Here is a 26,761-nt window from a genome sequence, read left to right as displayed (position 1 = left end):
GATCAAAGCTGCCCCGCCGCCCCCGTCCACCGCAGGTAATCTCCGCGCGTCCAGTCGAGCGACACGCCCACGCGCTTCGTCCCCGGCCGGATCTTCGGCTTGTACATCGACAGCGTCAGCGATTCCAGCGCCGGCCATTCGCGGAACGACAGCACCGCGAGATCGGCGACGAGCGTCTCCAGCAACCGCGTATGCGGCTTGTGCGCCAGAAACGACGCCACGCGCGCGCAGTACCCGTCGTAATCGATCCACTCGCCCTGCTCGCTCGGCTCGCAGCGATACCCGAGCCGCGCATCGATCACGATCGGCTGCGGCGCCTCGTGCTCGTGCGCGTGAATGCCGATCCGCGCGGGCACCTTCAGTTCGTCGACGAACACGCTCCAGCCGCGCCCGCGCAGGCGCGGCGCGTCGATCGCCACGAACGGTTCGTCGAACGGCTTCATGAGACGAGCGGCGCCGCGGCGTCGAGCATGATGCGCACGAAATAGTCGGCGAAGCTGCGACGCAGGACGATCTCGAACGTGTCGTCGCCGGTCGGGATCAGCGTGATCGGCGACTTGAAGTAGTGCGACTGCGCGCACTGGCCCGGCTTGAACACGCGCGGATGCAGGTCGAGCGGGCAGCCGCGCGCGATCACGTCGCGCACGCGTTCGCCGCTGATCTCGACGACCGTATAGCCGCTGCCGACGTCGACGGCCGCCGCGTACGAGCCCTGCACGGCCTCCGCCAGCTTCGCCTCGAGCACGCCGGCCTGAACCGGCCCGTTCGACCGCACGAGCCATTCGTCGGGGCCGAGCCACAGCACGTCGTACTCGGCGCCGCGCGCCACCGTGTTCGGCTGCGCGGGCGGCCGGCAGCCCACCACGCGCTCGAACGCGGCGACGAATGCCGGATCGTTCAACTCGCCGCGCACGTTGACGAGATCGAGGAACGGCCGCTCGCGCAGCGTGAACTTCTTCGATACGCGCGCCTGGTGCGCCTTCAGCACGTCGGCCGCGCCGACGAACGGCGATTCAAGCGTCACGCCGCCCGCACCCGCCACCTGCGTCTGGTTTCTCGTTTCATTCCACATGCTGACGCACCCCTTCGGTATCGTAGAAAACCGGGCTCGAAATCTTCGCGGTGATGCGCTTGCCATTGGCCAGCGGAATCACGACGCTCTCGCCCATCTTGTTCAGGCCGCCCTTCACCACCGCGAGCGCGATCGAGCGCTTCAGGATCGGGCTGTAGTAGCTGGACGTCACGTGGCCGATCATCGGCGTCGGATCGACCGCCGACACCTGCGTGTCCTTCGCGACGATCTGCGCGCCTTCCGGCAGCACGAACTGTTCGTCTTCGGTCAGCAGGCCGACGAACTGCTTGCGGCCTTCCTTCGCGGTATCCGAACGCGACAGCGAACGCTTGCCGAGGAAGTCCTTCGACTTCGCGACGAGCCCGCCCATCCCGAGGTCGTACGGCGTGATCGAGCCGTCGGTGTCCTGGCCGACGATGATGTAGCCCTTCTCCGCGCGCAGCACGTGCATCGTTTCCGTGCCGTACGGCGTGATGTCGAACTCGGCGCCGGCCGCCATCAGCGCTTCCCACACCGCGCGGCCCGCATTCGCCGGCACGTTCACTTCGTAGGCGAGTTCGCCCGAGAAGCTGATCCGCATCACGCGCGCCTTCGCGCCGGCAACCGTGCCGTTGCGGTAGCTCATGAACGGGAACGCCTCATTGCCGAAGTCGATGTCCTGGCACACCTTCTGCACGACCTTGCGGCTCTTCGGGCCGACCACCGCGAACGTCGCCCAGTGATCGGTGACGGACGCGAGCCGCACCTTCATGTCGGGCCATTCGGTCTGCAGCCAGCGCTCGAGCCACGTCAGCACGCGCGCCGCGCCGCCGGTGGTGGTCGTCATCATGAAATGCTGGTCGGCGAGGCGCACGGTCACGCCGTCGTCGAACACCATCCCGTTTTCGTCGAGCATCAGCCCGTAGCGGCACTTGCCGATCTCGAGCTTGTTCCACGGGTTCGTGTACATCCAGTTCAGCAGCTTCACCGCGTCCGGGCCCTGGATGTCGATCTTGCCGAGCGTCGACGCATCGAGAATGCCGACGCCGTTGCGCACCGCGAGGCATTCGCGCTTCACGGCCGCATGGAGATCCTCGCCGTTCTTCGGGAAATACCACGGCCGCTTCCAGTTGCCGACGTCCTCGAACATCGCGCCGTGCTCGACGTGCCATTCGTGCACGGCCGTCTTGCGGATCGGGTCGAGGAAGTCGCCCGTCTCGCGGCCCGCGAACGTGCCGAACGACACGGGCGTGTAGTTCGGGCGGAACGTCGTCGTGCCCGTTTCCGGAATCGTCTTGCCGAGCGCGCCCGCGAGGATCGCCATCCCGTTGATGTTGCCGAGCTTGCCCTGGTCGGTGCCGAAGCCCATCGCCGTGTAGCGCTTCACGTGCTCGACCGATTCGAAGCCTTCGCGCGCGGCGAGCAGGATGTCGGCGGCGGCAACGTCGTTCTGGAAGTCGACGAACTGCTTCGGCCCGCGCGCGGCCGCCTCGCGGCTGCCGACGAGCCACAACGGCTGCAGCGCGCCTTCGACGGTTTCCGCGACCTGCGGTGCGGCCGGACGCTGCGCGGCCGTGAAGCCCGCGGCCTTCGCCGCTTCGACGCCCGCATCCACCGCGAGCCGCAGCGCACGGGCGAGCCCGAATTCGCCGGCCGCCGCGCCGATGCTCGCTTCCGCCTGCACGGGCTTGCCCGGCAGGAAGCACGCCTTCTCGTCGTTCCAGCACGCCTTGCCGCCCGATTGCGCGAACAGGTGCAGCACCGGGCTGAAGCCGCCCGACATCGCGACGAGGTCGCACGGCAGCGTCTGCAGCTTGCCGCCGGTCTGGCCGTTCGAGTAGGACGCGACGTCGACCGACGATACGCGCCACTTGCCCGAAGCGGCCGTGACGACCGCGCCGCTCATCACCGTCACGCCCTGCCGCTTCGCGGCGGCCGGCAGCGCGCCGTTCGACGACGCGCGGGAATCGACGACCGTCACCTTCGCGCCGCACGCCTTCAGGTCGAGCGCGGTCTGATAGGCGCGGTCGTTGTTCGTGAACACGACCACGTTGCGGCCCGGCAGCACGCCGAAGCGATGCACGTAGGTCGACACCGCGCCCGCCAGCATCACGCCCGGCAGGTCGTTGTTGCCGAACACGATCGGCCGCTCGTGCGCGCCGGTCGCGAGGATCACGCGTTTCGCGCGGACCTTCCACAGCAATTCGCGCGTACCCTTGCGCATCGACACCGGCAGGTGATCGGTGAGGCGTTGCGTGACCGTCACGAGGTTGTGGTCCTGATAGCCGAACGCGGTGCTGCGCGACAGGATCGTCACGTCGGGCAGCTTGCGCAGTTCGGCCTCGATCTTCTCGACCCATTGCAGCGCGGGCTTCGCGTCGATCTCCGCGCGGCACGACAGCAGGCTGCCGCCGAGTTCGCGCTGGTCGTCGACGAGAATCACGCGCGCGCCGGCCGTGGCGGCCGCATGCGCGGCGGCGAGGCCCGACGGGCCACCGCCGACCACGAGCACGTCGCAGTGCGCGTAGCATTTGTCGTAGCGATCGGCGTCGAGCACTTCGGGCGCCTTGCCGAGGCCAGCCGCTTCGCGGATCTTCTCTTCGTACTTCGGCCACATGTTGCGCGGCCACATGAAGGTCTTGTAGTAGAACCCGGCCGGCATGAAGCGCGAGAACTTCTGGTTGATCGCGTACTTGTCGTTCTCGAGCGTCGGCTCCGCGTTCACGCTGGTCGCGACGAGCCCCTGGTACAGCTCGATCTCGGTCGCGCGCGCGTTCGGCACCGTGTACGGGCCGGTTTCGAGCTGCACGACGGCATTCGGTTCCGCGACGTCCGCCGTCACGATCCCGCGCGGACGGTGGTACTTGAAACTGCGCGCGACGAAATGCACGCCGTTCGCGAGCAGCGCGGACGCGAGCGTGTCGCCCTGGAAGCCCTGGTACGTGCGGCCGTTGAACGTGAACGTCAACGGAATCGCGCGATTGATGCGGCCACCGGTGCCGAGGCGGTCTTTCTGGCTCATTTGCTCGTGCCCTCTTCGTGTGCGTTGCCGGCAGCTGCGCCACTGTTGGCAGCCCCACCGAACTTTTCGTAGCCCTTGATATCGTAGGTCACCGTGTCGCGCGTGACCTTGAACCAGCGGCGGCAGCCCTGCGTGTGCAGCCATTGCTCCTTGTGGAGCCCGCGCTTGTTCTCGCGCATGAACACGTATTCGCCCCATTCGCGGTCGGTCATGGTCTCGTTCGCCACCGGGCGCACGATGTCGGCTTCACCGCCGCACGTGAACTCGGATTCGGCGCGCGGCCCGCACCACGGACATTCGATCAGCAACATGTTTCTTTCTCCTCAGTGCGGTTAGTGCGCGACGGCAGCGGCGCCGTGCTCGTCGATCAGATGGCCCGTGTAGAAGCGGTCGAGCGCGAACGGTGCGTTCAGCGGATGCGGTTCGTCGCGGGCGATCGTGTGCGCGAACACCCAGCCCGAGCCGGGCGTCGCCTTGAAGCCGCCGGTGCCCCAGCCGCAGTTGAAATAGAGGCCCTTCACGTCGGTCTTGGTGATGATCGGGCACGCGTCCGGCGACACGTCGACGATGCCGCCCCACTGGCGGTTCATCCGCACGCGCGAGAACACCGGGAACATCTCGACGATCGCCTGCAGCGTGCTTTCGATGATGTGGAAGCTGCCGCGCTGGCCGAAGCCCGTGTACTGGTCGATACCGGCGCCGATCACGAGGTCGCCCTTGTCGGACTGGCTGATGTACGCGTGCACCGCGTTCGACATGATCACCGAGTTGACGACCGGCTTGATCGGCTCCGACACCAGCGCCTGCAGCGGGTGGCTTTCGATCGGCAGACGCACGCCGGCCATGTCGGCGAGCGTCGTCGTGTTGCCGGCGGCGACCACCGCGACCTTCTTCGCCTTGATGAAGCCCTTCACCGTATCGACGCCGACCACCGCGCCGCCTTCGCGGCGAATGCCCGTGACCTGGCAGTTCTGGATGATATCCACGCCGGCGCGGTCCGCGCCGCGTGCGAAGCCCCAGGCCACCGCGTCGTGACGCGCGACACCCGCACGGCGCTGGATCGATGCGCCGAGCACCGGGTAGCGGCTGTTCAGGTTGATGGTCGGCTCGATTTCCTTGATCTGCGCGGGCGTCAGGAATTCGGCATCGACACCGTTCAGCCGGTTCGCGTTCACGCGGCGCTCGGTGTCGCGCACGTCCTGCAGCGTGTGCGCGAGGTTCATCACGCCGCGCTGGCTGAACATCACGTTGTAGTTCAGGTCCTGCGACAGCCCTTCCCACAGCTTCATCGCCTTCTCGTACAGCGCGGCCGATTCGTCCCACAGATAGTTCGAGCGCACGATCGTCGTGTTGCGCGCGGTGTTGCCGCCGCCGATCCAGCCCTTCTCGAGGATCGCGACGTTCGTGATCCCGTGTTCCTTCGCGAGGTAGTACGCGGTCGCGAGGCCGTGGCCGCCACCGCCGACGATCACGACGTCGTATTCCTTCTTCGGCTCCGGGCTCTTCCACTGCTTCTCCCAGTTCTCGTGATACGAGAGGCCGTTGCGGAACAGGCTGAATATCGAGTAGCGGCTCATGTTTGGATCCTTCGTTAGCATTCGATGACGTTCACGGCGAGGCCGCCGCGCGACGTTTCCTTGTATTTCGTCTTCATGTCGGCGCCGGTTTCGCGCATCGTCTTGATCACGGAATCGAGCGATACGTAGTGCTGGCCATTGCCCTTGAGCGCCATGCGCGATGCGTTCAGCGCCTTGATCGCGCCCATCGCGTTGCGCTCGATGCACGGGATCTGCACGAGCCCGCCGACCGGGTCGCAGGTCATCCCGAGGTTGTGCTCCATGCCGATCTCGGCCGCGTTCTCGACCTGGTCGGGCGTGCCGCCCATCACGGCGGCGAGCGCGGCGGCGGCCATCGAGCATGCGACGCCCACTTCGCCCTGGCAGCCGACTTCCGCGCCGGAGATCGACGCGGTTTCCTTGTAGATGATCCCGATCGCCGCGGCCGTCAGCAGGAATTCGACGATGCCGGCTTCGTTCGAGCCCGGCACGAACTTCACGTAGTAGTGCAGCACCGCGGGGATCACGCCGGCCGCGCCGTTGGTCGGCGCGGTGACGACCCGGCCGCCGGCCGCGTTCTCTTCGTTCACGGCCATCGCATACAGGTTGACCCAGTCGAGCATCGACAGCGGATCGCGCAGCGACTCTTCCGAACGGGCGCGCAGGCGGCCATTCAACTCGGCCGCGCGACGCTTCACGCGCATCGGTCCCGGCAGGTCGCCCTCGACCTTGCAGCCGCGCTCGACGCAGGCGGCCATCGTGCGCCAGATCGCGAGCAACCCGGCGCGCACTTCGTCGGCGGGGCGCAGCGCGCATTCGTTGCGCAGCATCAGTTCGGCGATCGACAGCCCGTGTTCGCGGCACTGGCGCATCAGGTCGTCGCCGGTGCGGAACGGATACGGTACGTCGACCGCCGCCCGTACGCCGTTCACGCGATCGCCGTCGCGGTTCACGACGAAGCCGCCGCCGACCGAGTAATACTCCTTCTCGACGAGCAACTGGCCGTGTTCGTCGAATGCCTGGAAGCGCATCCCGTTCGGGTGCACGATGCTCGTGCCGCTCATCAGCTTGCGATAGAAGCCGATGTGTTCCTTCTCGTCGAAGCGCACCGTCTGCTTGCCGAGCAGCGACAGCGTCTTCTCCGCGCGGATCGCGGCGAGCCGCGGCTCGATCAGGTCCGGATCGATCGTGTCGGGCAGGTGGCCCTCGAGGCCGAGCAACACGGCCTTGTCGGTGCCGTGGCCCTTGCCGGTCGCACCGAGCGAGCCGTACAGCTCGACCCGCACGCGGCGCACGAAGCCGAGCAGGTTCGCGTCCTCGACGTGCGACGCGAAGCGGCACGCGGCGATCATCGGGCCGACCGTATGCGAACTGGACGGGCCGATGCCGATCTTGAACAGGTCGAACGCGCTGACGTTCATCTGGCTTCCTTTGGGTTGCATGCGTGAAATGTCGTTGGGCCCCAGTACATCAAAGCGTAAAATCGGCCGATAGAACAAAAACGGCATCGGCGTGGGATAGCGCCGCCAAGCGCCGCGCCGGCCGGCCCGAAAGTGCGTTTTGGCGATGGTTCGCGACGAAAAACCACAAGTCCGGCCGCGGCCGATCGGCGACGCTGGCTGCATCCGCGCCGCCCCGGCAGCCGTAACCCGCAAACCGAATGAAACGAGTGAGACCGCCTGCCCGGCGTGACGAGATTGGCCGCGATGACCCCCGACGTACCCGCTTCCCCCCTCGCAGAACCCGCGCCGCGGCGCATCCGCTTCGGCATCGTGCTGCTGCCGAACTTCACGCTGACGGCCTTCTCCGGCTTCGTCGACATGCTGCGGCTGTCGGCCGACGACGGCGACTACAGCAAGCCGGTGCGCTGCGCGTGGAGCGTGATCGGCGAGACGCTCGCGCCGGTGCGCGCGAGTTGCGGGATCCAGATCACGCCGTGGGAGACGTTCGACGCGGCCGAGCCGTTCGACTATGTGGTGGTGGTCGGCGGGCTGCTGCATTCGGGGCCGCAGGCCGGCCCTGAAACGCTCGATTTCGTCCGCCGCGCGGCGGCGGACGGCGCGACGGTCGTCGGCATCTGCACCGGCGTGTTCACGTTGATGCGCGCCGGCGTGCTCGACGGCTACCGCACCTGCGTGAGCTGGTTCCATTACTGGGATTTCATCGAGCGCTTTCCGTCCGCCGATCCCGACCTGCTGATCGCCGACCGGCTGTTCGTGATCGACCGGCGCCGGATCACGTGCTCGGGCGGCCGCGCGTCGATCGACGTCGCCGCCGCGATCCTGCTGCGCCATTTCGATCACGCGACCGTGCAGAAGGCGCTGCGCATCCTGCTGGTCGGCGAGATGCAGAAAGGCAATGCGCCGCAGCCGCATCCGCCGGGCCTCGAACCGGCGACGCATCCGAAGGTCAAGCGCGCGATTCTTCTGATGGAACAGCACGTCGGGCGGGCGCTGCCGCTCGAGGAACTCGCGTGCAAGCTCGACCTGTCGACGCGGCAGCTCGAACGGCTGTTCAAGGCGGAGACCGGCAAGAGTCCGCAGGCCTTCGCGAAACAGGTGCGGCTGCGTACCGCCGCGTGGCTGCTGACGAGTTCGGACCGCACGGTCGCCGATATCGCGTCGAGCTGCGGATTCGCCGATGCGTCGCACCTCGGGCGCGAATTCCGCAAGCAGTTCGGCGTGCCGCCGGCGACGTATCGCGAGCGCGGCGGCGACGTGGCTGAAGTCGCCGCGACGCCCGACGGGTCGGCCGATCCGGTCGAGGACATCGCCGACTGAACGCCCCCGGGCGCGCATCCGCCTCCCCCGTCGATTGCGGATCGACACACGTTCACATCGGTTTCGCCGCTTTTGGAACCGGTTCCAGTCAACTTAGCCGACGTTCGCCGCCGTAAAACGAGGGTTATCCCGGATGCTGATGCCCGCTCAAATTTGTATGATGACCACATCACCTTACAAACCTGAGCATCATGTTCGAGAAAATTCCCGCCCGCGCGATGAGCGACCATGTCGCGCAGCAACTGCTCAAGCAGATCGAAGTGGGCAGCTTCTCGGCCACCGGCAAGCTGCCGACCGAGGCCGTGCTCGCGCAGGAATTCGGCGTGAGCCGCACCGTGATCCGCGAGGCGATCTCGCGGCTGAAGAACGAAGGCGTGGTCGAGCCGCGCCAGGGCAGCGGCGTGTTCGTAAACCAGCACGGCGCGATCCGGCCGCTGCGGATCGACTACGCGGAAGCCGTCGAGGCGAGCTCGCTGCCGCATCTGCTCGCGGTACGCCGCGCGATCGAGGCTGAAGTCGCGGCCGAAGCCGCGCTGCACCACACCGCCGACGACATGGCCGACATCGACGACGCGCTGCGCAAGATCGACGAAGCGGTGGCCGAAGGGCGCGACGGTGTCGCGGAAGACGTCGCGTTCCACCGCACGATCGCGGCCGTCACCGGCAACCCGTATTTCCTGAAGACGTTGCAGTTCCTGAACCAGTACCTCGAAGCCGGCGTGAAGGTCACGCGGCGCAACGAAGCGACGCGCGAGGACTTCTCGCGCCAGGTGCGCGACGAACACGCGGCGATCGCCGACGCGATCCGCGCGCGCGACCCGATGGCCGCCCGCAACGCGGCGCGCACGCACATGTACAACGCCGCCCGCCGTCTCGCGGAAGCCGGCATCTGCTGAAAGCCGGCGGCGCGGCCGTTCCCGGCAGCGCCGCCGTCACGAACCTCTCCCGAATCGATCAAGGTTGACCATGTCACGAAATGTTGGAGTCATCGGCCTCGGCGCGATGGGCCTCGGCGTCGCACGCTCGCTGCTGCGCGCCGGGCTGCGCGTCCACGCATGCGACGTGCGCGACACCGTGCTGCAGGCGTTCGCCGCCGAAGGCGGCATCGCCTGTGCGACGCCGGCCGAACTCGGCGCGCAGTGCGACGTCGTCGTCACGCTCGTCGTCAATGCCGCGCAAACGGAAACGGTGCTGTTCGGCGAACACGGCGCGGTCGCGGCGATGAAGCCGGGCGGCGTCGTGATCGCGAGCGCGACCGTCGCGCCCGAATTCGCGGTCGCGCTCGGCGCGCGCATCGAGGCAGCCGGCCTGCAGATGCTCGACGCGCCCGTGTCGGGCGGCGCCGCGCGCGCGGCCTCCGGCGAGATGACGATGATGACGTCGGGCCCGGCCGCCGCCTATGCCGGCTGCGAGGACGTGCTCGCCGCGATCGCCGGCAAGGTGTACCGCCTGGGCGACGCGCACGGCATCGGCTCGAAAGTGAAGATCATCAACCAGTTGCTGGCCGGCGTGCATATCGCGGCGGCCGCCGAGGCGATGGCGCTGGGCCTGCGCGAAGGCGTCGATGCCGACGCGCTGTACGACGTGATCACGCACAGCGCCGGCAATTCGTGGATGTTCGAGAACCGTGTGCCGCACATCCTGAACGGCGACTACACGCCGCTGTCGGCCGTCGACATCTTCGTGAAGGATCTCGGCCTCGTGCTCGATACCGCGCGCCGCAGCAAATTCCCGCTGCCGCTGTCGGCCACCGCGCACCAGATGTTCATGAGCGCGTCGAGCGCCGGCCACGGCGGCGAGGACGATTCCGCCGTGATCAAGACTTTCCCCGGCATCACGCTGCCGCCCGCCCGCTGATTCGAACGACGTTCCCGCCATGACCGCTTCCGCTTCCCGTCCCCTGCTCGGCTGCATCGCCGACGATTTCACCGGCGCGACCGATCTCGCGAACATGCTCGTCAAGAGCGGCATGCGCACCGTGCAGACGATCGGCGTGCCCGCCGACGGCGCCGCTGCCGACACGATCGTCGACGCCGACGCGATCGTCGTCGCGCTGAAGTCGCGCACGATCCCCGCCGCCGACGCCGTCGCGCAATCGCTCGCCGCGTATGAATGGTTGCGCGCGCAAGGGTGCCGCCAGTTCTTCTTCAAGTACTGCTCGACGTTCGATTCGACCGACGCGGGCAACATCGGGCCGGTGGCCGACGCGCTGCTCGATGCGGCCGGCGGCGATTTCACGATCGCGTGCCCGGCGTTCCCGGAAAATGGCCGCACGATCTACCGCGGCCACCTGTTCGTCGGCGACGTGCTGCTGAACGAATCGGGAATGGAACATCATCCGCTCACGCCGATGAAGGATGCGAACCTCGTGCGCGTGCTGCAACGGCAGACGAAGTCGCCGGTCGGCCTGATCCGCTACGACACGATCGCGCTCGGCGCGGCCGCCGTGCGCGCGCGGATCGACCAGCTGCGCGCGGAAGGCGCCCGTTTCGCGATCGCCGACGCGCTGTCGGACCGCGATCTGTACGTGCTTGGCGAAGCGTGCGCGGGCCTGCCGCTCGTCACCGGCGGCTCGGGCATCGCGCTCGGCCTGCCGGCGAATTTCCGCCGCGCGGAGCAATTGCCCGAGCGCGACAACGCGGCGTCGCTGCCGCGCATCGACGGCCTATCGGCCGTGCTCGCCGGCAGCGCATCGAAAGCCACCAACGCACAGGTCGCCGCATGGCGCGCGACGCGGCCGAGTTTCCGCATCGACCCGCTCGCGGCCTCGCGCGGCGAGCCCGTCGTCGAGCAGGCGCTCGCGTTTGCGCGCTCGCACCTGCCGCAGCCCGTGCTGATCTATGCAACGGCCACGCCCGACGAGGTGAAAGCCGTGCAGCAGGCGCTCGGCGTCGACGCGGCCGGCCATCTCGTCGAAAGCACGCTCGCGGCGATCGCCCGCGGGCTGCGCGAACTCGGCGTGCGCAAGTTCGTCGTCGCCGGCGGCGAGACGTCCGGCGCAGTCGTGCAGGCGCTCGACGTGAAGTCGCTGCAGATCGGCGCGCAGATCGATCCGGGCGTGCCGGCCACGGCCACCATCGACGCGCAGCCGCTCGGCCTCGCGCTGAAATCCGGCAACTTCGGCACGACCGACTTTTTCGACAAGGCGCTGCGCGCGCTGGACGGAGCCGCACGATGAGCGACGAAGCCAAACTGCGCGAAGAGATCTGCGTGGTCGGCGCGAGCCTGTACGCGCGCGGCCATGCGGTCGGCAGCGCCGGCAACATCAGCGCGCGCCTGCATGACGGCTGGCTGATCACGCCAACCGACGCCTGCCTCGGCCGGCTCGACCCGAACGACATCGCGAAAGTCGGCGCCGACGGGCAGCCCGTCTCGGGCGGCAAGCCGTCGAAGACGCTCGCGCTGCATCGCGGCATCTATGCGCGCAACGCCGCAGCAAACGGCGTCGTCCACACGCATTCGACGCACCTCGTCGCATTGACGCTCGCGGGCGTGTGGCGCGACACCGACGTGCTGCCGCCGATCACGCCGTACTACGTGATGAAGGTCGGCCACATTCCGCTGATCCGTTACCGCCGCCCCGGCGACCCGGCCGTCGCGGCCGAAGTCGCGGCGCTGGCCGACCAGGTGCGCGGCGTGCTGCTCGATCGCCTCGGCCCCGTGATGTGGGGGCCGTCGGTATCGCACGCGTCGTATGCGCTCGAGGAGCTCGAGGAAACCGCGCGGCTGTGGCTGATGACGCAGCCGAAGCCGGAACCGCTGTCCGACGCCGCGCTCGACGAACTGCGCCAGACCTTCGGCGCGCGCTGGTAACGCGTCGCCGTCCGGATCACGCACCGCTTCCCATGCCCGCCGTGTGCGCGGGCCCTTCCGTCAGCACACACACGATCCGGCGGCGTACGCGCCGCCGGTACACGATAGTCCAGGAGACGACGATGACTGCTCTCGACGCGGCCGCAAGCCGCTCGCCCGCCGCGGCCGCCCAATCGGGCGAACTCGACCGCACCTACAAGAAAGTGTTCTGGCGCATCGTGCCGTTCCTGATGCTCTGCTACGTGGTCGCGTATCTCGACCGCGTGAACGTCGGCTTCGCCAAGCTGCAGATGTCGCAGGATCTCGCATTCAGCGAAACCGTGTTCGGGCTCGGCGCCGGGATTTTCTTCCTCGGCTACTTCCTGTTCGAACTGCCGAGCAACATGCTGATGCACCGCATCGGCGCGCGCATCTGGATCGCGCGGATCATGATCACGTGGGGGCTGCTGTCCGCGCTGTTCGCGTTCGTGAAGACGCCCACGCAGTTCTACGTGCTGCGCTTCCTGCTCGGCCTCGCGGAAGCCGGCTTCTACCCGGGCGTGATCCTGTACCTCACGTACTGGTTCCCGTCACACCGCCGCGCGAAGATCATCGCGGTGTTCATGTCCGCGATTCCGGTGTCGGGCATCTTCGGCAACCCGCTGTCGGGCTGGATCATGGAGCGCTTCCACGGCGGCTCGGGCTTCCACGGCTGGCAATGGATGTTCATGATCGAAGCCGTGCCGGCCGTGCTCGTCGGCATCGCGACGATCCTGTATCTCGACAACAGCATTCGCAGCGCGAAATGGCTCGACGAGCGCGAGAAGCAGTTGCTCGAAGACGAGATCGCCGCGCAGCCGCAGGAACAGCAGAAGCACGGCCATTCGCTGAAGGCCGTGTTCTCGGACCCGCGCATGTGGTGGATGTCGCTGATCTACTTCGCGTTCGTCACCGGCCAGTACGGGCTCACGTTCTGGATGCCGACGCTCGTGAAATCGACCGGCATCACCGATACGCTGCAGATCGGCCTGCTGTCGGCGATTCCGTTCGTCGTCGCGATCGTCGTGATGAACCTGTTCGGCCACAGCGCGGACAAGCGCCGCGAACGCCGCTGGCACCTGATCGTGCCGGCGCTGATGGGCGCGATCGGGTTTGCGGTCGCCGCGTCGTACTCGCACAATACGGCGGTGTCGATCGTGTTCCTGTCGCTCGCGGCAGGCGGCGTGCTGACCTGCGCGCCGCTGTTCTGGTCGCTGCCGACCGCGTTCCTCGCCGGCTCCGCGGCCGCGGCCGGGATCGCGATCATCAACTCGGTCGGCAACCTCGCCGGTTTCGCGAGCCCGTACGTGATCGGCTACCTGAAGGACGTCACGCACAGCACGTCGTCCGGCATGTACGTGCTCGCGGCGATGCTCGTGCTCGGCGCGATCGCGGTATGGCTCACGCCGCCCAAGCTCGTGAACCGCTGATCCGCCGCCGGCCGATTCATCATTCGACGCGGGGCGCACGGCGCCCCGCTCCCTTCATTCACAGGACCCGCTGCCATGCCCCGCTTCGCCGCCAACCTCTCGATGATGTATACCGAGCATGCGTTCCTCGAACGCTTCGCCGCTGCCGCCCATGACGGTTTCAAGGCCGTCGAGTACCTGTTCCCGTACGACTTCGCGGCCGAGGACATCCGCGCGCGCCTCGACGCGCACGGCCTCGAACAGGCGCTGTTCAACGCGCCGCCGGGCGACTGGGCCGCGGGCGAACGCGGCATTGCGTCGCTGCCGGGCCGCGAGGACGAATTCCGCCGCGGCATCGACCAGGCGCTCGACTATGCGCGCGTGATCGGCAACAGGAAGCTGCACGTGATGGCCGGCATGGTCGCGCCGGGCGCCGACCGCGCGCGCCATCGCGACACCTACCTGGCGAACCTGCGTCATGCGGCGCAGGCGGCGGCCGCGCACGGCATCACGATCCTGATCGAGCCGATCAACCAGCGCGACATGCCCGGCTATTTCCTGAGCCGCCAGGACGACGCGCAGGCGATCCGCGCGGAAATCGGTGCACCGAACCTGAAGGTGCAGTTCGACTGCTACCACTGCCAGATCGTCGAAGGCGATCTCGCGATGAAGCTCAAGCGCGATTTCGCGGGCATCGGCCATATCCAGATCGCGGGCGTGCCTGAACGCCACGAGCCGGATGTCGGCGAACTCAACTACCCGTACCTGTTCGCGCTGATCGACGCACTCGGCTACGACGGCTGGATCGGCTGCGAGTATCGGCCGAAGGCCGGCACGTCGGAAGGCCTCGGCTGGCTCAAGCCGTACCTGTAATTCAAGCATTCCTCAGAGGGCAACCAACATGAAAGTACTGATCACCGGCGGCGCGGGCTTTCTCGGCCAGCGTCTTGCGCGCAAGCTGCTCGAGCGCGGCGAATTGACCGGCCCGGACGGTCGCAGCGAGAAGATCGACGAGCTGGTGCTGCTCGACGTCGTCAAGGGCAGCGATTTCGGCGATGCGCGCGTGACGTCGATCGTCGGCGACATCGCCGATCGCGCGGTGCTCGACAGTGCGATCGACACGCAGACGGGCGCGATCTTCCACCTCGCGGCGATCGTCAGCGGGCAAGCCGAAGCCGATTTCGATCTCGGCATGCGGATCAATCTCGACGCATCGCGCACGCTGCTCGAAGTGTGCCGCGCGCGCGGCCACCAGCCGCGTGTCGTGTTCACGAGCTCCGTCGCGGTGTACGGCGGCGCGCTGCCCGACGTCGTGCAGGACGACACCGCGCTGAACCCGCAATCGTCGTACGGCGCCGAGAAGGCGATCGCCGAACTGCTGCTGTGCGATTACGCGCGGCGCGGCTTCGTCGACGGCCGCGTGCTGCGGCTGCCGACCATCAGCGTGCGGCCCGGCCGCCCGAACGCGGCCGCGTCGTCGTTCGCGAGCGGCATCATCCGCGAGCCGCTGAACGGCGAGGAAAGCGTGTGCCCGGTGCCCGGCTCGACGCGGCTGTGGCTGCTGTCGCCGCGCGGCGCGATCGAAGCGCTCGTCGCCGGCTGTGAACTCGACAGCGCGAAGCTCGGCAACAAGCGCGTGATCAACCTGCCGGGGCTGTCGGTGTCGGTCGACGAGATGATCGCGGCGCTGCGCGACGTCGCGGGCGACGAGGTCGTCAAGCTGATCCGTCATGCGCCCGACGAACGCGTCGAGAAGATCGTCGGCAGCTGGCCGGGCCGCTGGGATACGTCGCGCGCGGAAGCGCTCGGGCTGAAGGGCGACACGTCGTTCGCGGACGTGATCCGCAGCCATATCGCGGACGAACGGCGCTGATTTGCGCCGGGCCGCCTCGACGCGGCCCGGCCGGACTTTCCGACGCGCCACGACGCGCGTCGCGTCCCGCCCGCGTGCCGGCCTACCCGGACGCTTCGCGTCGAGCGCGAGCGCCGGCATGAAGCACGCATCGGCGCCGGGACGACACCGCCCCCCCGCTCCACACGATTCGTATCCGCGCGACCCGCAGCGCGCGCGCCTCGCTCTGTCGCGATGCCGGCGGTCTCTCGCCACACGGGGACATGTCGGCCCCTAGTTGCCGACCTGCGCCGGCATGCCGGGTTCGGCCGCCGGCGTCGCCGACGCCGCCATGCGCGCCCGATCCTGCTCGGCGAGCTTCGCTTCCGCAGCCTGGATGTCGGCCGGATACTCGCCGTCGTCGCCCTTCGCCGGGTCGTACCCGGCCGCTTCGAGACGCATCAGTTCGTCGCGGACCTGCGCACGCGTCAGCGGGGCGGCCGCTTGCGCGAACGCCGACTGACCGGCGAGCGCACCGATCATCATCAGTAGTGCGACATATATTTTCATCATGAACTCCTTCAACGTGATGTACCGATCAACCATGGGACAGGCGTGAGCTGCGCATGCAGGCGGGTGGATCAGCTGCCGAAATAGATCGTGCAGAAGCTCGCGGGGCCGACGCATGCGGCGGTGCCCGGACGCGGCGACATCGCCGCCGGCTTGCCCGCTTCGGACGACAAGGCCGGATCGCTGCCGACCGCCGTGCTGGCCTGCCGCTGCGGCATCCGCTCGGCTTGATGCTGAAACAGCGGGCTTACGTCCGGATACGACGTATCGGTCACGAAGCGCAACCCGTTGTTTTCGGCATCGATCAGTTCCTGCCGGACCTGCTCGCGCGTGAGCGCCTGTGCCGACGCTTGCGTCGCGACACCTGCGAGAGACATTGCCGCCACCGTGGCGGCCACCAGCCATTGCGTATTCATGTTCCACTCCTTCATCGATCAACGAGACGACGTGCTACACCCGTATGACGACGGAGGGGTCGTGTTTATTCCCGGCTTGCCATTCGCGCCGGCCGGACATTCAACTGTCATTCATTCGTCAGCCGGCGTAACCTGACGTAACGCAATGCCCGTCGCGCTTCGGCAGACTGACCAGCACTTCATCCGGACCGCCCATCGATCGCCCATGTCCGCCGCCTACGACCATGCAGCCGCCCTGCTGCGCACGCTGTACGACCGCCATATCGACAGCGGTGCGGTGCTCGACGCGGCCGCATTCCCGGATGCCGAACGTTTCGTGCGCGCGTGGCCCGCGATCCGCGCGGAGGCGCTGGCGGTAGCACGCGACATGCCGCGCATCCCGCGCTTTCACGAAATCATGCGCGAGCAGTACGACATCTCGGCCAACGACGCACGCGACTGGCGCATGTTCATCATGCAGGCGTACGGGCAGCCGTTTCCGCGCAACCTGTCGCGCTGCCCGACCGTCGCGTCGCTCGTCGCGGCGTCGCCGGACGTGCTGTCCGCGTCGCTGTCGTTCCTCGCGCCCGGCAAGCACATCCCGCCGCATCGCGGGCCGTTTCGCGGCATCCTGCGCGGGTATCTCGTGCTGTCGATGCCGACGCGCGCGGACGGTACGCCGGCCGCCGTGCTGAAGGTCGACGGGCACGAATACCGGCTCGACGAAGGCCGCTTCCTGCTGTGGGACGACACGTTCACGCACGAGGTGTGGAACGACAGCGACGCGGTGCGGATCGTGCTGCTGCTCGATATCCGCCGCCGCGGGATGCCGCGCTGGCTCACTTGGCTGTCGAATGCGGTGATCGGCGTCGTGCGGCTGGGGATCCGGATCCGGGGGCGGTCGATTCCGGTGTAGCCGCCGCCACCCTGCACGGCGCCTTCAATGCACCTTTCGGCGCGCGCCGGATCGCCTACACTACAAGCCGTCCCTTCGTGCGGCTCCTGCCAGCTACCGCCATGGCGCACCTCTTCTTCGCCGCGTCGATCCAGCGGCATGTCGAAACGCCCGAGCGCGACATCGACGCGCACACGGTCGGCGAAGCATTCGACACCATTTTCAGCGAGCAGCCACGGTTGCGCGGCTACATCGTCGACGACCAGGGCGCGCTGCGAAAGCACCTGTCGGTGTTCATCGACGGCCAGCCGATCCGCGACCGGCAGCGCCTGTCCGATACGCTCGGGACCACCAGCCGCGTGTATGTCGTGCAGGCGCTGACCGGCGGATAAAGGGACCGATGCACGGGCGCATCCCCATACCAAGTGCCGCCGTACCAAGGCGAACCATCCGGAGACATCGCACATGAACGATCGACTGCTCGTCGCCACCCGCAAGGGCCTGTTCGTCCTGCAACCGGACGGCAACGGCGGCTGGACGCCCGGCGAACCGCATTTCGTCGGCGAGCCCGTCAGCATGGCGCTCGCCGATCCGCGCGACGGCACGCTGTACGCGGCGCTCAATCTCGGTCATTTCGGCGTGAAGCTGCATCGGCTGCGCGCAGGCGCCACCGACTGGGAGGAATGCGCGGTTCCGGTTTATCCGCCGCAGCCAGCCGATGTGTCGCCTGCCCGTGCCGACACGCGCGCAGGCAGCGGCGACACCGACGACGAGCCTGCCGGATCGCCGCAACCGCCGTGGACGCTGCAGCAAATCTGGTCGCTCGAAGCCGGCGGCGCGGACGAACCCGGCGTGCTGTGGGCCGGCACGATTCCCGGCGGCCTGTTCCGCTCCGACGACCACGGCGACTCGTGGGTCCTCAACCGCGCGCTGTGGGATCGCCCCGAACGCGCCGAATGGGGCGGCGGCGGGTACGACGCGCCGGGCATCCATTCGGTGATGGTCGATCCGCGCGACAGCCGGCACGTCACCGTCGGCGTCTCGTGCGGCGGCGTCTGGCAGACCGTCGACGGCGGCGCGACCTGGCGCGTCACGGCGGAAGGCATGGAAGCCGACTACATGCCGCCCGAGCGGCGCGGCGAGCCGAACATGCAGGATCCGCACCGCGTCGTGCAGTGCGCGGCCAACCCGGACGTGCTGTGGACCCAGCATCACTGCGCGATCTTCCGCTCGACCGACGGCGGCGAACACTGGCGGCGCATCGAGGCCGAGCCGTCGAGCTTCGGTTTCGCGGTGGCCGTGCATCCGCACGAACCGGATACCGCGTGGTTCGTGCCGGCCGTGAAGGACGCGTGCCGGATCCCGGTGAACGGCCGGTTCGTCGTCACGCGCACGCGCGACGGCGGCCGCAGTTTCGAGAGTCTGTCGAACGGGTTGCCGGCCGCGCCGGCGTACGACCTCGTGTACCGGCACGGGCTCGCGGTGGACGATTCCGGCACGCGCCTCGCGATGGCGTCGACGACGGGCGGATTATGGACGTCTGCCGATGGCGGCGAGCACTGGCAACAGATATCGGCGCACTTGCCGCCGGTGTATTGCGTCAGCTTCGGGTAGCGGCGCGGCGCTCATCGGGCGCGATCCGCGCCACCGCGTCGCGGGTCCGGGCGATTTCCGCTTCGAGCCAGTCGAGAAACCGCCTGACCTGCGGCTCGCGCTCCCGCCCCGGCCGGCACAGCGCGACGAAGCGCGCGCCGTCGAGCCGCACCGCGGGATCGATCGGCATCAATGCGCCGCGCTCGACATGCTCGGCGGCCAGCACGGAGCTGAGCAGCGCGACACCCTGCCCGTGCAGCACGGCCTGCAACGCGTAATGCTCGTCGTCGTAATGGCGAAACACCGCGCGTTCGAGCCACGCTTCCCGGCCCGCCGCACGGCACCACGACGCCCAGTCGACCGACACGGGCAGCGGCGTGTCCCACACGGTCTCGATCAGATCGAGCGGCGCGTCCGTGCGATGCGCATCGAACCCGGCGGCCGCATACGCGCCGAAGTACTCGTCGATCAACGCAATCTCGTGCAGCGCGGGAAACTGGCGCGACGTCGCGCGAATCGCGAGATCGATCCGTGCATCGCGTTCGAGATCGACGAGCGCGTTTCCGGTTTCGACCTTGATGTGCAGATGCGGATCGACGCGGCGAAACGCACCGAGACGCGGAATCAGCCACATCGCCGCAAAGGCCGGCGTCGTGGTCAGCACGAGCGTGCGCTCGTCGGCCGCCTCCGGACGCACCGCGTCGAGCCCGCGGCTCAACGCCAGCAACGCATCGTGACTCGCGCGAAACAGCCGCTCGCCTTCTTCGGTCAGCCGCACGCCGCCCGCGCCGCGCTCGAACAGCAGCACGCCGACGCGGCTCTCGAGCGCCTTGATCTGGTGCGACACGGCCGCCGGCGTCACGGACAACTCGTCCGCGGCAGCCTTGAACGTGCCGAGCCGTGCCGACGCTTCGAATACACGTAATGCGGTCAGGGGAATTTTCGAGAACACGGAGCCTCGCGGGCCGGATGCGGCCGGGTTGAATTGGATTCAATCCGGGTGAGATTAGGTGAATTGAAGCGGGTGCGCAACGCGGCTAGCCTTGCGGGACGTTGCGGCATGACGCCGCCGTCGAACCGGAGGAACCCGTGCAAGGCCTACCGCGCAGGATCACGCAGGCGGTGCTCTACGAAGCGATCGCCATTTCCTGCATCTCGCCCGTGATCGCGGCGATCTTCAAGCAGGACCTCGTCTATTCGGGTGCGCTGTCGGCGACGATGTCGGCGATCGCGATGCTGTGGAACCTGATCTTCAACGCACTGTTCGAGCGCTGGGAAGCGTCGCGCCGACAGCCGGCGCGTACGCTCGGGCGGCGCATCCTGCACGCCACCGGATTCGAGGGCGGACTGATCTTCATCCTCGTGCCGGTCGTGTCGGGGTGGCTCGACATCTCGTGGTTCGACGCGTTCGTCGTCGACATCGGGCTGTTCGCGTTCTTCTTCTGCTACGCGTTCGTGTTCCAGTGGGCGTTCGATCGCGTGTTCGACGTGCCGGCGGCGACGAAGGGATCGTGAGTCGGGCGCTTACGCCCCCGCGGCAATTTTCGGCAACTGCCAGCCGAAGCGCACCGCCGCCATTCGCAGCGCAAAGCACGCGACGCCGCCCAGCACGGCCGCGACGACGGGCGGCCAACCGAGTCGCCGGCACGACACGACGACGACCGCACCGAGCAGCGCCGCGCTCGCGTAGATGTCGGTGACCAGCACGACCGGTATCCGTGCGAGCAGCAGATCGCGCACCACGCCGCCTCCGCAGCCGGTCACGGCGCCCATGAGCGTGGCGATGAACGGGTGGACGCGAAATTCCAGCGCCTTCACCGCGCCCGCGACCGCGAACAGCGCGAGGCCGGCCGCATCGAGCGCCGTCAGCAGCGACGGCGGGAACGACGCGACCCGCGCATGAAACACGAATGCGAACAGCCCGGCGGCGAACGCAAGCGCCGGATAACGCCAGTCGCTCACGGCGCTCGGCGGGCGGGCGCCGATCAGCAGGTCGCGAATCACGCCGCCGCCAAGCGCGACGACGAGCGACAGCACCATCACCCCGAACAGGTCGAGTCCGGCGCCGATCGCCGCATTGGCGCCCTCGATCGCGAACACCGCCGTGCCCGCGAGATCGGCGGCGAGCACGACTTGCTCGATGCGCTTCATGCGAATGAACGGCCGCGGTGCGGGATCGCCCGGTTGCAGCCTGCATCGACCGAAGCGGTCGCGCCATTCGGCCGCGTGGCGGCTGCCGATTGCCATCCGGATGTATCGAGCGTGCTGCGGGTCATTGCCGTCTCCTCGATCGGGATCGAGCAGTCTAGCGCATCGCCGGCCGGCGGTCGGGCCAAGCGCGAAGCGGGCAGCAAAAAACCGGCGCAAGCAGGGCACCCTGCTTGCGCCGGCTCATCATGCACGTCAGGTTTTGGGTCGCAACCGCCAAGCCCGACAGGTCACCGTCAATGCACGCCGAGGTACGCCTTCACCGCCGGCAGGCCCGGCTTGCCGTCGAGCGTCGTCACGCCCGCGAGCCACTTGTCGAGGGCTTGCGGATTCGCCTTCAGCCATTCGGCGGCGGCCTTGTTCGGATCCTGCTTGTTCATGATCGGCACCATCACGTGGTTCTCGATCGACGTCGTGAACTGCAGGTTCGACACGAACTTCGCGACGTTCGGGCAGCGCTGCGAGTAGTCGGGCGGCGTCGCCGTCAGCACCTTCGCCTCGCCGTAGTTCGGGCCGAACACGTCGTCGCCGCCGGTCAGGTAGTCGATCTTCATCTGCACGTTCATCGGATGCGGTTCCCAGCCGAGGAACACGATCCACTGCTTGTCGCGGATCGCGCGATTCACCTCGACCAGCATCCCGGCCTCGCTCGACTCGACCAGCTTGAACTTGCCGAGGCCGAACTGGTTGCCGTCGATCATCTTCTTGATCAGCGCATTGCCGTCGTTGCCCGGCTCGATCCCGTAGATCTTGCCGTTGAGCTTGTCCGCGTACTTCTGGATGTCCGCGAACGACTTCAGGCCGCCCTGGTACACGTAGTCGGGCACCGCGAGCGTGTATTTCGCGCCGGTCAGGTTGGGCGTCGCGAGCACCTTGATCGTGCCGGCCTTCGTGAACGGCTGGATGATCGGGTCCATCGTCGGCGACCAGTAGCCGAGGAACACGTCGATCTGCTTGCTCTTGATCCCGGCGAACGTGATCGGCACCGACGCGATCGTCTTCGTCGGGTTGTAGCCGAGCCCCTGCAGCATCGTCGACGCGAGGCCCGTGGTCGCCGCGATGTCGGACCAGCCGACATCGGCGAAGCGCACGTTCTTGCATACGGGCGGATCGGCCGCATAAACGGCCGACATCGGCGCGGTCATCCCGATCCCGCACACCGCTGCGATCAATAGGCGCTTCATCTTGCTTCTCCTCAAAGTGATGTCGTTTGCTTGAATGCGGGATCGTTTATTGAAGCCGCGCGCCGCGATCCCGGCGACGTCGCGGACCGAATGACCGCCCGTTCAGCGCCCCGGCAGCCGGCGCTCGTAGCTCGGCGCATGGCCGAACTGCGCGCGGTATGCCTTGCTGAAATGACACGGCGAATGAAACCCGCAGACCGTCGTCACGCGCGCGATCGATGCATCGGTCGTGCGCAGCAGGTCGCGTGCGCGCTTCAGGCGCAGCGTCAGGTAATAGTGGGTCGGCGAGACGTTCAGGTACACCTTGAACATGCGCTGCAGATGCCGCTGCGACAGCCGCACGAGCCGCGCGAGTTCCTCGAGCGACAGCGGCTCCTCGATGTTCGCCTCCATCAGCCGCACGACCTCGATCAGCTCCGCGCGCGAGAAGCCCACCCGCGCATCGACCGGAATCGGCTGCGTATCGGTCGAACTGCGGATGCGCTCGAGGATGAACTGCTCGGATACCTGCGCGGCCAGTTGCTGGCCGAAGCGCATGCCGACGAGGTTCAGCATCAGGTCGAGCGGCGCGGTGCCGCCGGTGCAGGTGAGCCGGTCGCGATCGACGACGAACAACTCGTCGGCAAAGCCCACCCGCGGAAATTCGGAATGCAGCGCGGACAGGTTTTCCCAGTGCACGGTGCAGCGATAGCCGTCGAGCAACCCGCTCGACATCAGCGCATAGGCGCCCGTGCAGATGCCGCCGAGCGGCAGCCCGCGTTCGGCGAGCGCCGCGAGCGTATCGCGCGCGCCCTCGTCGACCACGTCGCGGATGCGGATGCCGCCGCACACGATCATCACGTCGGGCAGGTTGTCGTAGTCGAGCGCCTGCGTGGGCCGCACCGCGATGCCGTTACTGGCATGCACGGGCGCGCCGTCGAGCGAGTAGATCGACCACTTGTAGTGTTCCGCCCGCCCGACGTAGTTCGCCATCCGAAGCACTTCGACCGCGCTCGAGAACGCGATCATCGAGAAGTTCGGCAGCGTCAGGAAGCCGAAATGGGCGAGGGACGAAACCGGTGAAACGCAGGCGGCGGGCGCGACAGCGACGGCGGACGTCACATCGGTCTCCTGGCGAGGAGGTTGCAGGGGGCCAGCCCCGCGGCCGAAGCCGCGGGAACCGTTATCTATTCAGGGTGTGCGGCCAGGTCGCTCCTGGCCGCCGAAGATCAGGCCTGTGCGGGCGCGGCCTTCACGCGAAAGAGCTGCTTGAGACCGGAGAACAGCGGCGCCTTCACGGTGCCCGGTGCGCGGCCGAAGCTCTCGGTGATGCGGTCCAGAATGATCGCGAGCAGCACGACCGACAGACCGCTTTCGAAGCCGAGACCGATGTCCAGGCGCTGGATACTCGCGAGCACGTCGTTGCCGAGGCCGCCCGCGCCGACCATCGACGCGATGATCACCATCGACAGCGCCATCATGATCGTCTGGTTCACGCCCTGCATGATCGACGGCAGCGCGTTCGGGAACTGCACCTTGTACAGCAGTTGCCACGGCGTGCAGCCAAACGCCTGGCCGGCTTCGACGATCTCGCGGTTCACGTGGCGGATGCCGAGGCTCGTGAGGCGCACCGCGGGCGGCATCGCGAAGATCACCGTCGACAGGATCCCCGGCACGCGGCCGAGACCGAACAGCATCGCGGCCGGAATCAGGTAGACGAAGGCCGGCATCGTCTGCATCAGGTCGAGGATCGGGCGCACGATCGCGGCGACCCACTTGCTCTTCGCGGCCCAGATGCCGAGCGGAATGCCGAGCACGAGGCTGATGATCGTCGACGACAGCGTGAGCCCGAGCGTGATGACCGTCTGGTCCCAGAAGCCGGTCGCGAAGATCAGCAGCAGCGACGCGGTGGTGAACAGCGCGAAGCGCCAGCCCACCCGCCACAGCCCGACGCCGATGAAGATCGCCATCATCAGCCACATCGGGATCGCCTGCAGGCCATGCTCGACGAATGCGGCGAGCCCTTCGATCGCCTGACCGATCGCGTCGAACGTCTTCGCGTCGTGGTCGAGCAGGTAGTGAACGGACTGGTCGACCCAGCTACCGAGCGGAATCATTTCAGACATGGGAGCCTCGCGAACGCGTGATGGCCTTCAGGATGAGCGCGCGATCGACCGAGCCGCAGTAGCAGCCGTCGTCGTCGACGACCGGCAGTGCATTCGGGCTCGCGACCACGCGCGCGACGACATGGTCGAGCGACGCATCGCGCCGGATGCTTTCGATCGGCCGCACGGACGGCGTGTCCTGGCCGATCGCGTCGCGCGTGACGAAGCCGCGGATCTTGCGCTGGGCATCGAGCACGAACGCGTATTCGGCGCTGCCGTTCAGCGACGCCGCGACGTTCGCGGCATCGCACTTCGACACGAGCGGCACGGCGCCCGTCTGCATCAGGTCGCCGGCCGTGAGATAGCGGCTGGTGTCGATGCCGTCGAAGAACGCGCGCACGTAATCGTCGGCCGGGTTCGCGATGATGTCCTGCGGCGTGCCGACCTGCACGAGGCGGCCGCCTTCCATGATCGCGATGCGGTTGCCGATGCGCAGCGCTTCCTCCAGATCGTGCGACACGAACATGATCGTGCGACGCTGTTCCTTCTGCAGTTGCAGCAGCACGTCCTGCATTTCGCGGCGCTTGAGCGGATCGAGTGCGGAAAACGCCTCGTCCATGATCATCAGCGACGGGTTCACGGCCAGCGCGCGGGCGAGGCCGACGCGCTGCTGCATGCCGCCCGACAGCTCGGACGGCAGCTTGTGCGAAAACGGCGCGAGGCCGACCTGCTCGAGCACTTCCATCGCGCGGCGCTCGCGCTCCTTCTTGCCCATGCCCGCGACTTCGAGCCCGAACGCGGCATTCGACACGACGGTGCGATGCGGCATCAGCGCGAACGACTGAAACACCATGCTCATGTCCTTGCGGCGCAGCGCGGTCAGCGCCGAGCGGCGCGCCGACGCGACGTCGAGCCCGTCGATCAGCACCTTGCCGGCGCTCGGATCGACCAGCCGGTTCACGAGGCGGATCAGCGTGGACTTGCCGGAGCCGGACAGGCCCATCAGCACGAAAATTTCGCCTTCCTGCACATCGAAGGAGACGTTGTGCACGCCGACGACCTGACCGGTGCGCTTGAGCACATCGTCCTTCGTCGCGCCGGCGGCGAGCATGTCGAGCGCCTGCTGCGGATTGCTTCCAAACACCTTGCACAGACCTTCGACCACAACCTTGGGGGCATCCATCGAAACCTTCTCCTCGTGTAGCGGGGACTCGCGCTTGTCATAGCGTGCCTACATAGTTGCCAGAAAAAACCCCGGCCTGCCGACGAATTACGACAAACGCTTGCGCAAATACGACACAGCCTCCGGCCCCGTCCGGCGGGCCGCGCCGCCGATTGCGGCAGCGCAATACGCGCCCGGCCAGCAACGACGGGCATCGCCCGCCGGACTTGTGCGCAGCAGCGCGGCGAACGGCACATGAGGTTTTGCGTCAGGTCGCATCGGGCACGCGTCGTTTTGCGACAAATCGACGTCCGTTCCGGCGTCGATCTGCTCAGACGAAAGCGCGCATCCATTCGCCAGTAAAAAGCATGACCGTGCAAAAAGCCGGATGGCGACACCGAACGGCGCATGCCGCGATACCGCGTCACCCCCGGAATTCGGCGCGGGCACGCTGTGATACATTCCCCGCAAACACGCCGATCGCGACGATGCCGCGGGCCTTTCGCACGAGGGCCGAGCCGCACGGCGCGCGCATGCCGGTTCGCCTGCCGGCCGTGCTGAAACCGCCTCGATCCGGTGCGATCCGCGATCGAAGGACGATAACGATAGTGAGAGGGAGCAAGGCGTTGAACTGGGCATTCGCCGTAATCGGTTTCATCGTGGGCGGCATCGCTGCCTTGATCGGGGATTTCTCGGCCGGGAGCGGCTCGCTGCTCGGGGCCGCCGTCGGATTCTGCGTCGGGCACGCGCTGCGGCAACGCAAGCAGCAGAACCCGCGCGCCACGCCCGACGCGTTCGCGGTCTCCGCGACGCCGCCGCCCCCGTTACCGCTCGCCGATCGCGTCGCGCGCCTCGAAGCCACCGTCGACACGCTCACGCGCGAACTCGACGCGCTGCGTGCGCAACTCGCGGGCGCGACGGCCGGCGCGGCGACTTCCGGCGGCATCGCGCACACGGCTTCGGCGAGCGCCACATCCGCCCCGCTGCCGGCGCACTCCCCGACACCGCCCGTACCACCCGCGCAACCTGCTGTCGCACGGGCAGGTACATCGGCCTCCACCTCGGCACCGGCGCCCGCCTCGACGCTCGCGCCGGCAACCGCCGCGCGCCCGGCCGCATCCGCGCCTGCCCCCGTCGACACCACGACGATCCCCCCGGCCGCACCGGCCCGCGCTGTCCCGCCCGCACCC

The 26,761-nt window shown here is 67.8% G+C and carries 25 protein-coding genes and 3 pseudogenes; 13 read left to right on the top strand and 15 right to left on the bottom strand.

Annotated features, from left to right (window positions below; genetic code table 11):
* Positions 1–2 precede the first annotated feature (2 nt).
* Genes H0X91_RS32330 through H0X91_RS32305 form a run of 6 tightly spaced genes read right to left on the bottom strand, consistent with a single transcriptional unit; the run spans position 3 to position 7,050 of the window.
* The gene (locus tag H0X91_RS32330; protein ID WP_006489139.1) at positions 3–443 is read right to left on the bottom strand and encodes a dihydroneopterin aldolase; all 441 of its coding nucleotides are present in this window, start codon (positions 441–443) and stop codon (positions 3–5) included.
* Complete coding sequence (locus H0X91_RS32325; RefSeq protein ID WP_006496827.1) at positions 440–1,072, bottom strand: sarcosine oxidase subunit gamma; 633 nt, start codon at positions 1,070–1,072, stop codon at positions 440–442. The genes H0X91_RS32330 and H0X91_RS32325 overlap by 4 nt, the downstream gene beginning before the upstream one ends.
* Positions 1,062–4,073, bottom strand: a complete 3,012-nt coding sequence (locus H0X91_RS32320; protein ID WP_006489130.1) for a sarcosine oxidase subunit alpha family protein — start codon at positions 4,071–4,073, stop codon at positions 1,062–1,064. The genes H0X91_RS32325 and H0X91_RS32320 overlap by 11 nt, the downstream gene beginning before the upstream one ends.
* A complete protein-coding gene (locus tag H0X91_RS32315; protein ID WP_034201959.1) occupies positions 4,070–4,384 on the bottom strand; it encodes a sarcosine oxidase subunit delta in 315 nt (104 codons plus the stop codon). The genes H0X91_RS32320 and H0X91_RS32315 overlap by 4 nt, the downstream gene beginning before the upstream one ends.
* Before the next feature lie 21 nt (positions 4,385–4,405).
* The gene (locus H0X91_RS32310) at positions 4,406–5,650 is read right to left on the bottom strand and encodes a sarcosine oxidase subunit beta family protein (protein ID WP_006480591.1); all 1,245 of its coding nucleotides are present in this window, start codon (positions 5,648–5,650) and stop codon (positions 4,406–4,408) included.
* Positions 5,651–5,664: 14 nt separating this feature from the next.
* Complete coding sequence (locus tag H0X91_RS32305; protein ID WP_006496824.1) at positions 5,665–7,050, bottom strand: L-serine ammonia-lyase; 1,386 nt, start codon at positions 7,048–7,050, stop codon at positions 5,665–5,667.
* A 285-nt stretch (positions 7,051–7,335) separates the two neighbouring features.
* Between H0X91_RS32305 and H0X91_RS32300 the strand changes: the two genes are divergently transcribed.
* From H0X91_RS32300 to denD, 8 genes and pseudogenes are all read left to right on the top strand, one after another.
* Positions 7,336–8,409 carry a GlxA family transcriptional regulator gene (locus tag H0X91_RS32300; RefSeq protein ID WP_006489138.1) on the top strand — a complete coding sequence of 358 codons (1,074 nt, stop codon included), beginning with the start codon at positions 7,336–7,338 and terminating at the stop codon, positions 8,407–8,409.
* A gap of 191 nt (positions 8,410–8,600) precedes the next feature.
* A complete protein-coding gene (locus H0X91_RS32295; protein WP_006489135.1) occupies positions 8,601–9,305 on the top strand; it encodes a FadR/GntR family transcriptional regulator in 705 nt (234 codons plus the stop codon).
* A gap of 49 nt (positions 9,306–9,354) precedes the next feature.
* Positions 9,355–10,266 (top strand): annotated as a pseudogene (gene ltnD / locus H0X91_RS32290) (L-threonate dehydrogenase); the annotation flags it as partial.
* Between the two features lie 19 nt (positions 10,267–10,285).
* Positions 10,286–11,587 carry a 3-oxo-tetronate kinase gene (gene otnK / locus H0X91_RS32285; protein ID WP_196433677.1) on the top strand — a complete coding sequence of 434 codons (1,302 nt, stop codon included), beginning with the start codon at positions 10,286–10,288 and terminating at the stop codon, positions 11,585–11,587.
* Positions 11,584–12,222 (top strand): 3-oxo-tetronate 4-phosphate decarboxylase, encoded by a 639-nt coding sequence (gene otnC, locus H0X91_RS32280; protein ID WP_006489112.1) that lies wholly within the window; start codon positions 11,584–11,586, stop codon positions 12,220–12,222. The genes otnK and otnC overlap by 4 nt, the downstream gene beginning before the upstream one ends.
* Positions 12,223–12,344: 122 nt before the next feature.
* Positions 12,345–13,670: an MFS transporter gene (locus tag H0X91_RS32275; RefSeq protein ID WP_006489121.1), complete on the top strand. Its 1,326-nt coding sequence runs from the start codon at positions 12,345–12,347 to the stop codon at positions 13,668–13,670.
* Between the two features lie 75 nt (positions 13,671–13,745).
* Positions 13,746–14,522 (top strand): 2-oxo-tetronate isomerase, encoded by a 777-nt coding sequence (gene otnI / locus H0X91_RS32270; RefSeq protein ID WP_006496822.1) that lies wholly within the window; start codon positions 13,746–13,748, stop codon positions 14,520–14,522.
* Between the two features lie 28 nt (positions 14,523–14,550).
* Positions 14,551–15,522 carry a D-erythronate dehydrogenase gene (gene denD / locus H0X91_RS32265; protein WP_006496821.1) on the top strand — a complete coding sequence of 324 codons (972 nt, stop codon included), beginning with the start codon at positions 14,551–14,553 and terminating at the stop codon, positions 15,520–15,522.
* A gap of 252 nt (positions 15,523–15,774) precedes the next feature.
* Here denD and H0X91_RS32260 read toward each other — a convergent pair whose 3' ends face one another.
* Together H0X91_RS32260 and H0X91_RS32255 are read right to left on the bottom strand one after the other, a co-directional pair.
* Positions 15,775–16,050 (bottom strand): DUF4148 domain-containing protein, encoded by a 276-nt coding sequence (locus H0X91_RS32260; protein WP_058903496.1) that lies wholly within the window; start codon positions 16,048–16,050, stop codon positions 15,775–15,777.
* 71 nt (positions 16,051–16,121) lie between these two features.
* Entirely contained in the window at positions 16,122–16,466 is a 345-nt protein-coding gene (locus tag H0X91_RS32255) for a DUF4148 domain-containing protein (RefSeq protein WP_006489118.1), read from the bottom strand.
* Between the two features lie 205 nt (positions 16,467–16,671).
* On the opposite strand from H0X91_RS32255, the gene H0X91_RS32250 reads away from it, so the two are divergent.
* From H0X91_RS32250 to H0X91_RS32240, 3 genes are all read left to right on the top strand, one after another.
* On the top strand, positions 16,672–17,361 hold the full coding sequence (locus tag H0X91_RS32250) for an aspartyl/asparaginyl beta-hydroxylase domain-containing protein (protein ID WP_006489133.1): 690 nt from the start codon (positions 16,672–16,674) through the stop codon (positions 17,359–17,361).
* Positions 17,362–17,462: 101 nt separating this feature from the next.
* Positions 17,463–17,732 carry a MoaD/ThiS family protein gene (locus H0X91_RS32245; RefSeq protein WP_058903498.1) on the top strand — a complete coding sequence of 90 codons (270 nt, stop codon included), beginning with the start codon at positions 17,463–17,465 and terminating at the stop codon, positions 17,730–17,732.
* Between the two features lie 73 nt (positions 17,733–17,805).
* Positions 17,806–18,954, top strand: a complete 1,149-nt coding sequence (locus H0X91_RS32240) for a WD40/YVTN/BNR-like repeat-containing protein (protein ID WP_196433676.1) — start codon at positions 17,806–17,808, stop codon at positions 18,952–18,954.
* Here H0X91_RS32240 and H0X91_RS32235 read toward each other — a convergent pair.
* On the bottom strand, positions 18,941–19,885 hold the full coding sequence (locus tag H0X91_RS32235; protein WP_006496818.1) for a LysR substrate-binding domain-containing protein: 945 nt from the start codon (positions 19,883–19,885) through the stop codon (positions 18,941–18,943). The genes H0X91_RS32240 and H0X91_RS32235 overlap by 14 nt on opposite strands.
* A gap of 137 nt (positions 19,886–20,022) precedes the next feature.
* Between H0X91_RS32235 and H0X91_RS32230 the strand changes: the two genes are divergently transcribed.
* Positions 20,023–20,448, top strand: a complete 426-nt coding sequence (locus H0X91_RS32230; RefSeq protein WP_012493547.1) for a PACE efflux transporter — start codon at positions 20,023–20,025, stop codon at positions 20,446–20,448.
* Positions 20,449–20,457: 9 nt separating this feature from the next.
* Here H0X91_RS32230 and H0X91_RS32225 read toward each other — a convergent pair whose 3' ends face one another.
* The 6 genes and pseudogenes from H0X91_RS32225 to H0X91_RS32200 form a co-directional block, all read right to left on the bottom strand.
* Complete coding sequence (locus H0X91_RS32225) at positions 20,458–21,084, bottom strand: trimeric intracellular cation channel family protein (RefSeq protein WP_196433678.1); 627 nt, start codon at positions 21,082–21,084, stop codon at positions 20,458–20,460.
* A 293-nt stretch (positions 21,085–21,377) separates the two neighbouring features.
* Positions 21,378–22,325 (bottom strand): choline ABC transporter substrate-binding protein, encoded by a 948-nt coding sequence (locus tag H0X91_RS32220; RefSeq protein ID WP_006496815.1) that lies wholly within the window; start codon positions 22,323–22,325, stop codon positions 21,378–21,380.
* Positions 22,326–22,427: 102 nt separating this feature from the next.
* Positions 22,428–23,426 (bottom strand): GlxA family transcriptional regulator, encoded by a 999-nt coding sequence (locus H0X91_RS32215; RefSeq protein WP_006489109.1) that lies wholly within the window; start codon positions 23,424–23,426, stop codon positions 22,428–22,430.
* A gap of 107 nt (positions 23,427–23,533) precedes the next feature.
* Positions 23,534–24,430 (bottom strand): choline ABC transporter permease subunit, encoded by an 897-nt coding sequence (gene choW / locus H0X91_RS32210; protein ID WP_006491873.1) that lies wholly within the window; start codon positions 24,428–24,430, stop codon positions 23,534–23,536.
* Positions 24,423–25,714, bottom strand: a pseudogene (locus H0X91_RS32205) (quaternary amine ABC transporter ATP-binding protein); the annotation flags it as partial. The pseudogene H0X91_RS32205 and the gene choW, both read right to left, overlap by 8 nt.
* On the bottom strand, positions 25,680–26,033 hold the full coding sequence (locus H0X91_RS32200; protein WP_006489122.1) for a hypothetical protein: 354 nt from the start codon (positions 26,031–26,033) through the stop codon (positions 25,680–25,682). The gene H0X91_RS32200 and the pseudogene H0X91_RS32205, both read right to left, overlap by 35 nt.
* A 164-nt stretch (positions 26,034–26,197) precedes the next feature.
* On the opposite strand from H0X91_RS32200, the pseudogene H0X91_RS32195 reads away from it, so the two are divergent.
* A pseudogene (locus H0X91_RS32195) lies at positions 26,198–26,761 on the top strand (DUF2339 domain-containing protein); the annotation flags it as partial.

The sequence above is a fragment of the Burkholderia sp. 9777_1386 genome (assembly GCF_015712265.1).
Lineage (GTDB): Bacteria > Pseudomonadota > Gammaproteobacteria > Burkholderiales > Burkholderiaceae > Burkholderia > Burkholderia cenocepacia.
The sequence above is the reverse complement of the archived record's forward strand: the minus strand, read 5'-3'. Positions and strand labels throughout refer to the sequence as shown.

Excerpts from the sequence above, each read along its gene's own strand:
- H0X91_RS32330 (WP_006489139.1), bottom strand. The coding sequence starts at position 443 with ATGAAGCCGTTCGACGAACCGTTCGTGGCGATCGACGCGCCGCGCCTG.
- H0X91_RS32325 (WP_006496827.1), bottom strand. The coding sequence starts at position 1,072 with ATGTGGAATGAAACGAGAAACCAGACGCAGGTGGCGGGTGCGGGCGGC.
- H0X91_RS32320 (WP_006489130.1), bottom strand. The coding sequence starts at position 4,073 with ATGAGCCAGAAAGACCGCCTCGGCACCGGTGGCCGCATCAATCGCGCG.
- H0X91_RS32315 (WP_034201959.1), bottom strand. The coding sequence starts at position 4,384 with ATGTTGCTGATCGAATGTCCGTGGTGCGGGCCGCGCGCCGAATCCGAG.
- H0X91_RS32310 (WP_006480591.1), bottom strand. The coding sequence starts at position 5,650 with ATGAGCCGCTACTCGATATTCAGCCTGTTCCGCAACGGCCTCTCGTAT.
- H0X91_RS32305 (WP_006496824.1), bottom strand. The coding sequence starts at position 7,050 with ATGAACGTCAGCGCGTTCGACCTGTTCAAGATCGGCATCGGCCCGTCC.
- H0X91_RS32300 (WP_006489138.1), top strand. The coding sequence starts at position 7,336 with ATGACCCCCGACGTACCCGCTTCCCCCCTCGCAGAACCCGCGCCGCGG.
- H0X91_RS32295 (WP_006489135.1), top strand. The coding sequence starts at position 8,601 with ATGTTCGAGAAAATTCCCGCCCGCGCGATGAGCGACCATGTCGCGCAG.
- otnK (WP_196433677.1), top strand. The coding sequence starts at position 10,286 with ATGACCGCTTCCGCTTCCCGTCCCCTGCTCGGCTGCATCGCCGACGAT.
- otnC (WP_006489112.1), top strand. The coding sequence starts at position 11,584 with ATGAGCGACGAAGCCAAACTGCGCGAAGAGATCTGCGTGGTCGGCGCG.
- H0X91_RS32275 (WP_006489121.1), top strand. The coding sequence starts at position 12,345 with ATGACTGCTCTCGACGCGGCCGCAAGCCGCTCGCCCGCCGCGGCCGCC.
- otnI (WP_006496822.1), top strand. The coding sequence starts at position 13,746 with ATGCCCCGCTTCGCCGCCAACCTCTCGATGATGTATACCGAGCATGCG.
- denD (WP_006496821.1), top strand. The coding sequence starts at position 14,551 with ATGAAAGTACTGATCACCGGCGGCGCGGGCTTTCTCGGCCAGCGTCTT.
- H0X91_RS32260 (WP_058903496.1), bottom strand. The coding sequence starts at position 16,050 with ATGAAAATATATGTCGCACTACTGATGATGATCGGTGCGCTCGCCGGT.
- H0X91_RS32255 (WP_006489118.1), bottom strand. The coding sequence starts at position 16,466 with ATGAATACGCAATGGCTGGTGGCCGCCACGGTGGCGGCAATGTCTCTC.
- H0X91_RS32250 (WP_006489133.1), top strand. The coding sequence starts at position 16,672 with ATGTCCGCCGCCTACGACCATGCAGCCGCCCTGCTGCGCACGCTGTAC.
- H0X91_RS32245 (WP_058903498.1), top strand. The coding sequence starts at position 17,463 with ATGGCGCACCTCTTCTTCGCCGCGTCGATCCAGCGGCATGTCGAAACG.
- H0X91_RS32240 (WP_196433676.1), top strand. The coding sequence starts at position 17,806 with ATGAACGATCGACTGCTCGTCGCCACCCGCAAGGGCCTGTTCGTCCTG.
- H0X91_RS32225 (WP_196433678.1), bottom strand. The coding sequence starts at position 21,084 with ATGAAGCGCATCGAGCAAGTCGTGCTCGCCGCCGATCTCGCGGGCACG.
- H0X91_RS32220 (WP_006496815.1), bottom strand. The coding sequence starts at position 22,325 with ATGAAGCGCCTATTGATCGCAGCGGTGTGCGGGATCGGGATGACCGCG.
- choW (WP_006491873.1), bottom strand. The coding sequence starts at position 24,430 with ATGTCTGAAATGATTCCGCTCGGTAGCTGGGTCGACCAGTCCGTTCAC.
- H0X91_RS32200 (WP_006489122.1), bottom strand. The coding sequence starts at position 26,033 with ATGTATCACAGCGTGCCCGCGCCGAATTCCGGGGGTGACGCGGTATCG.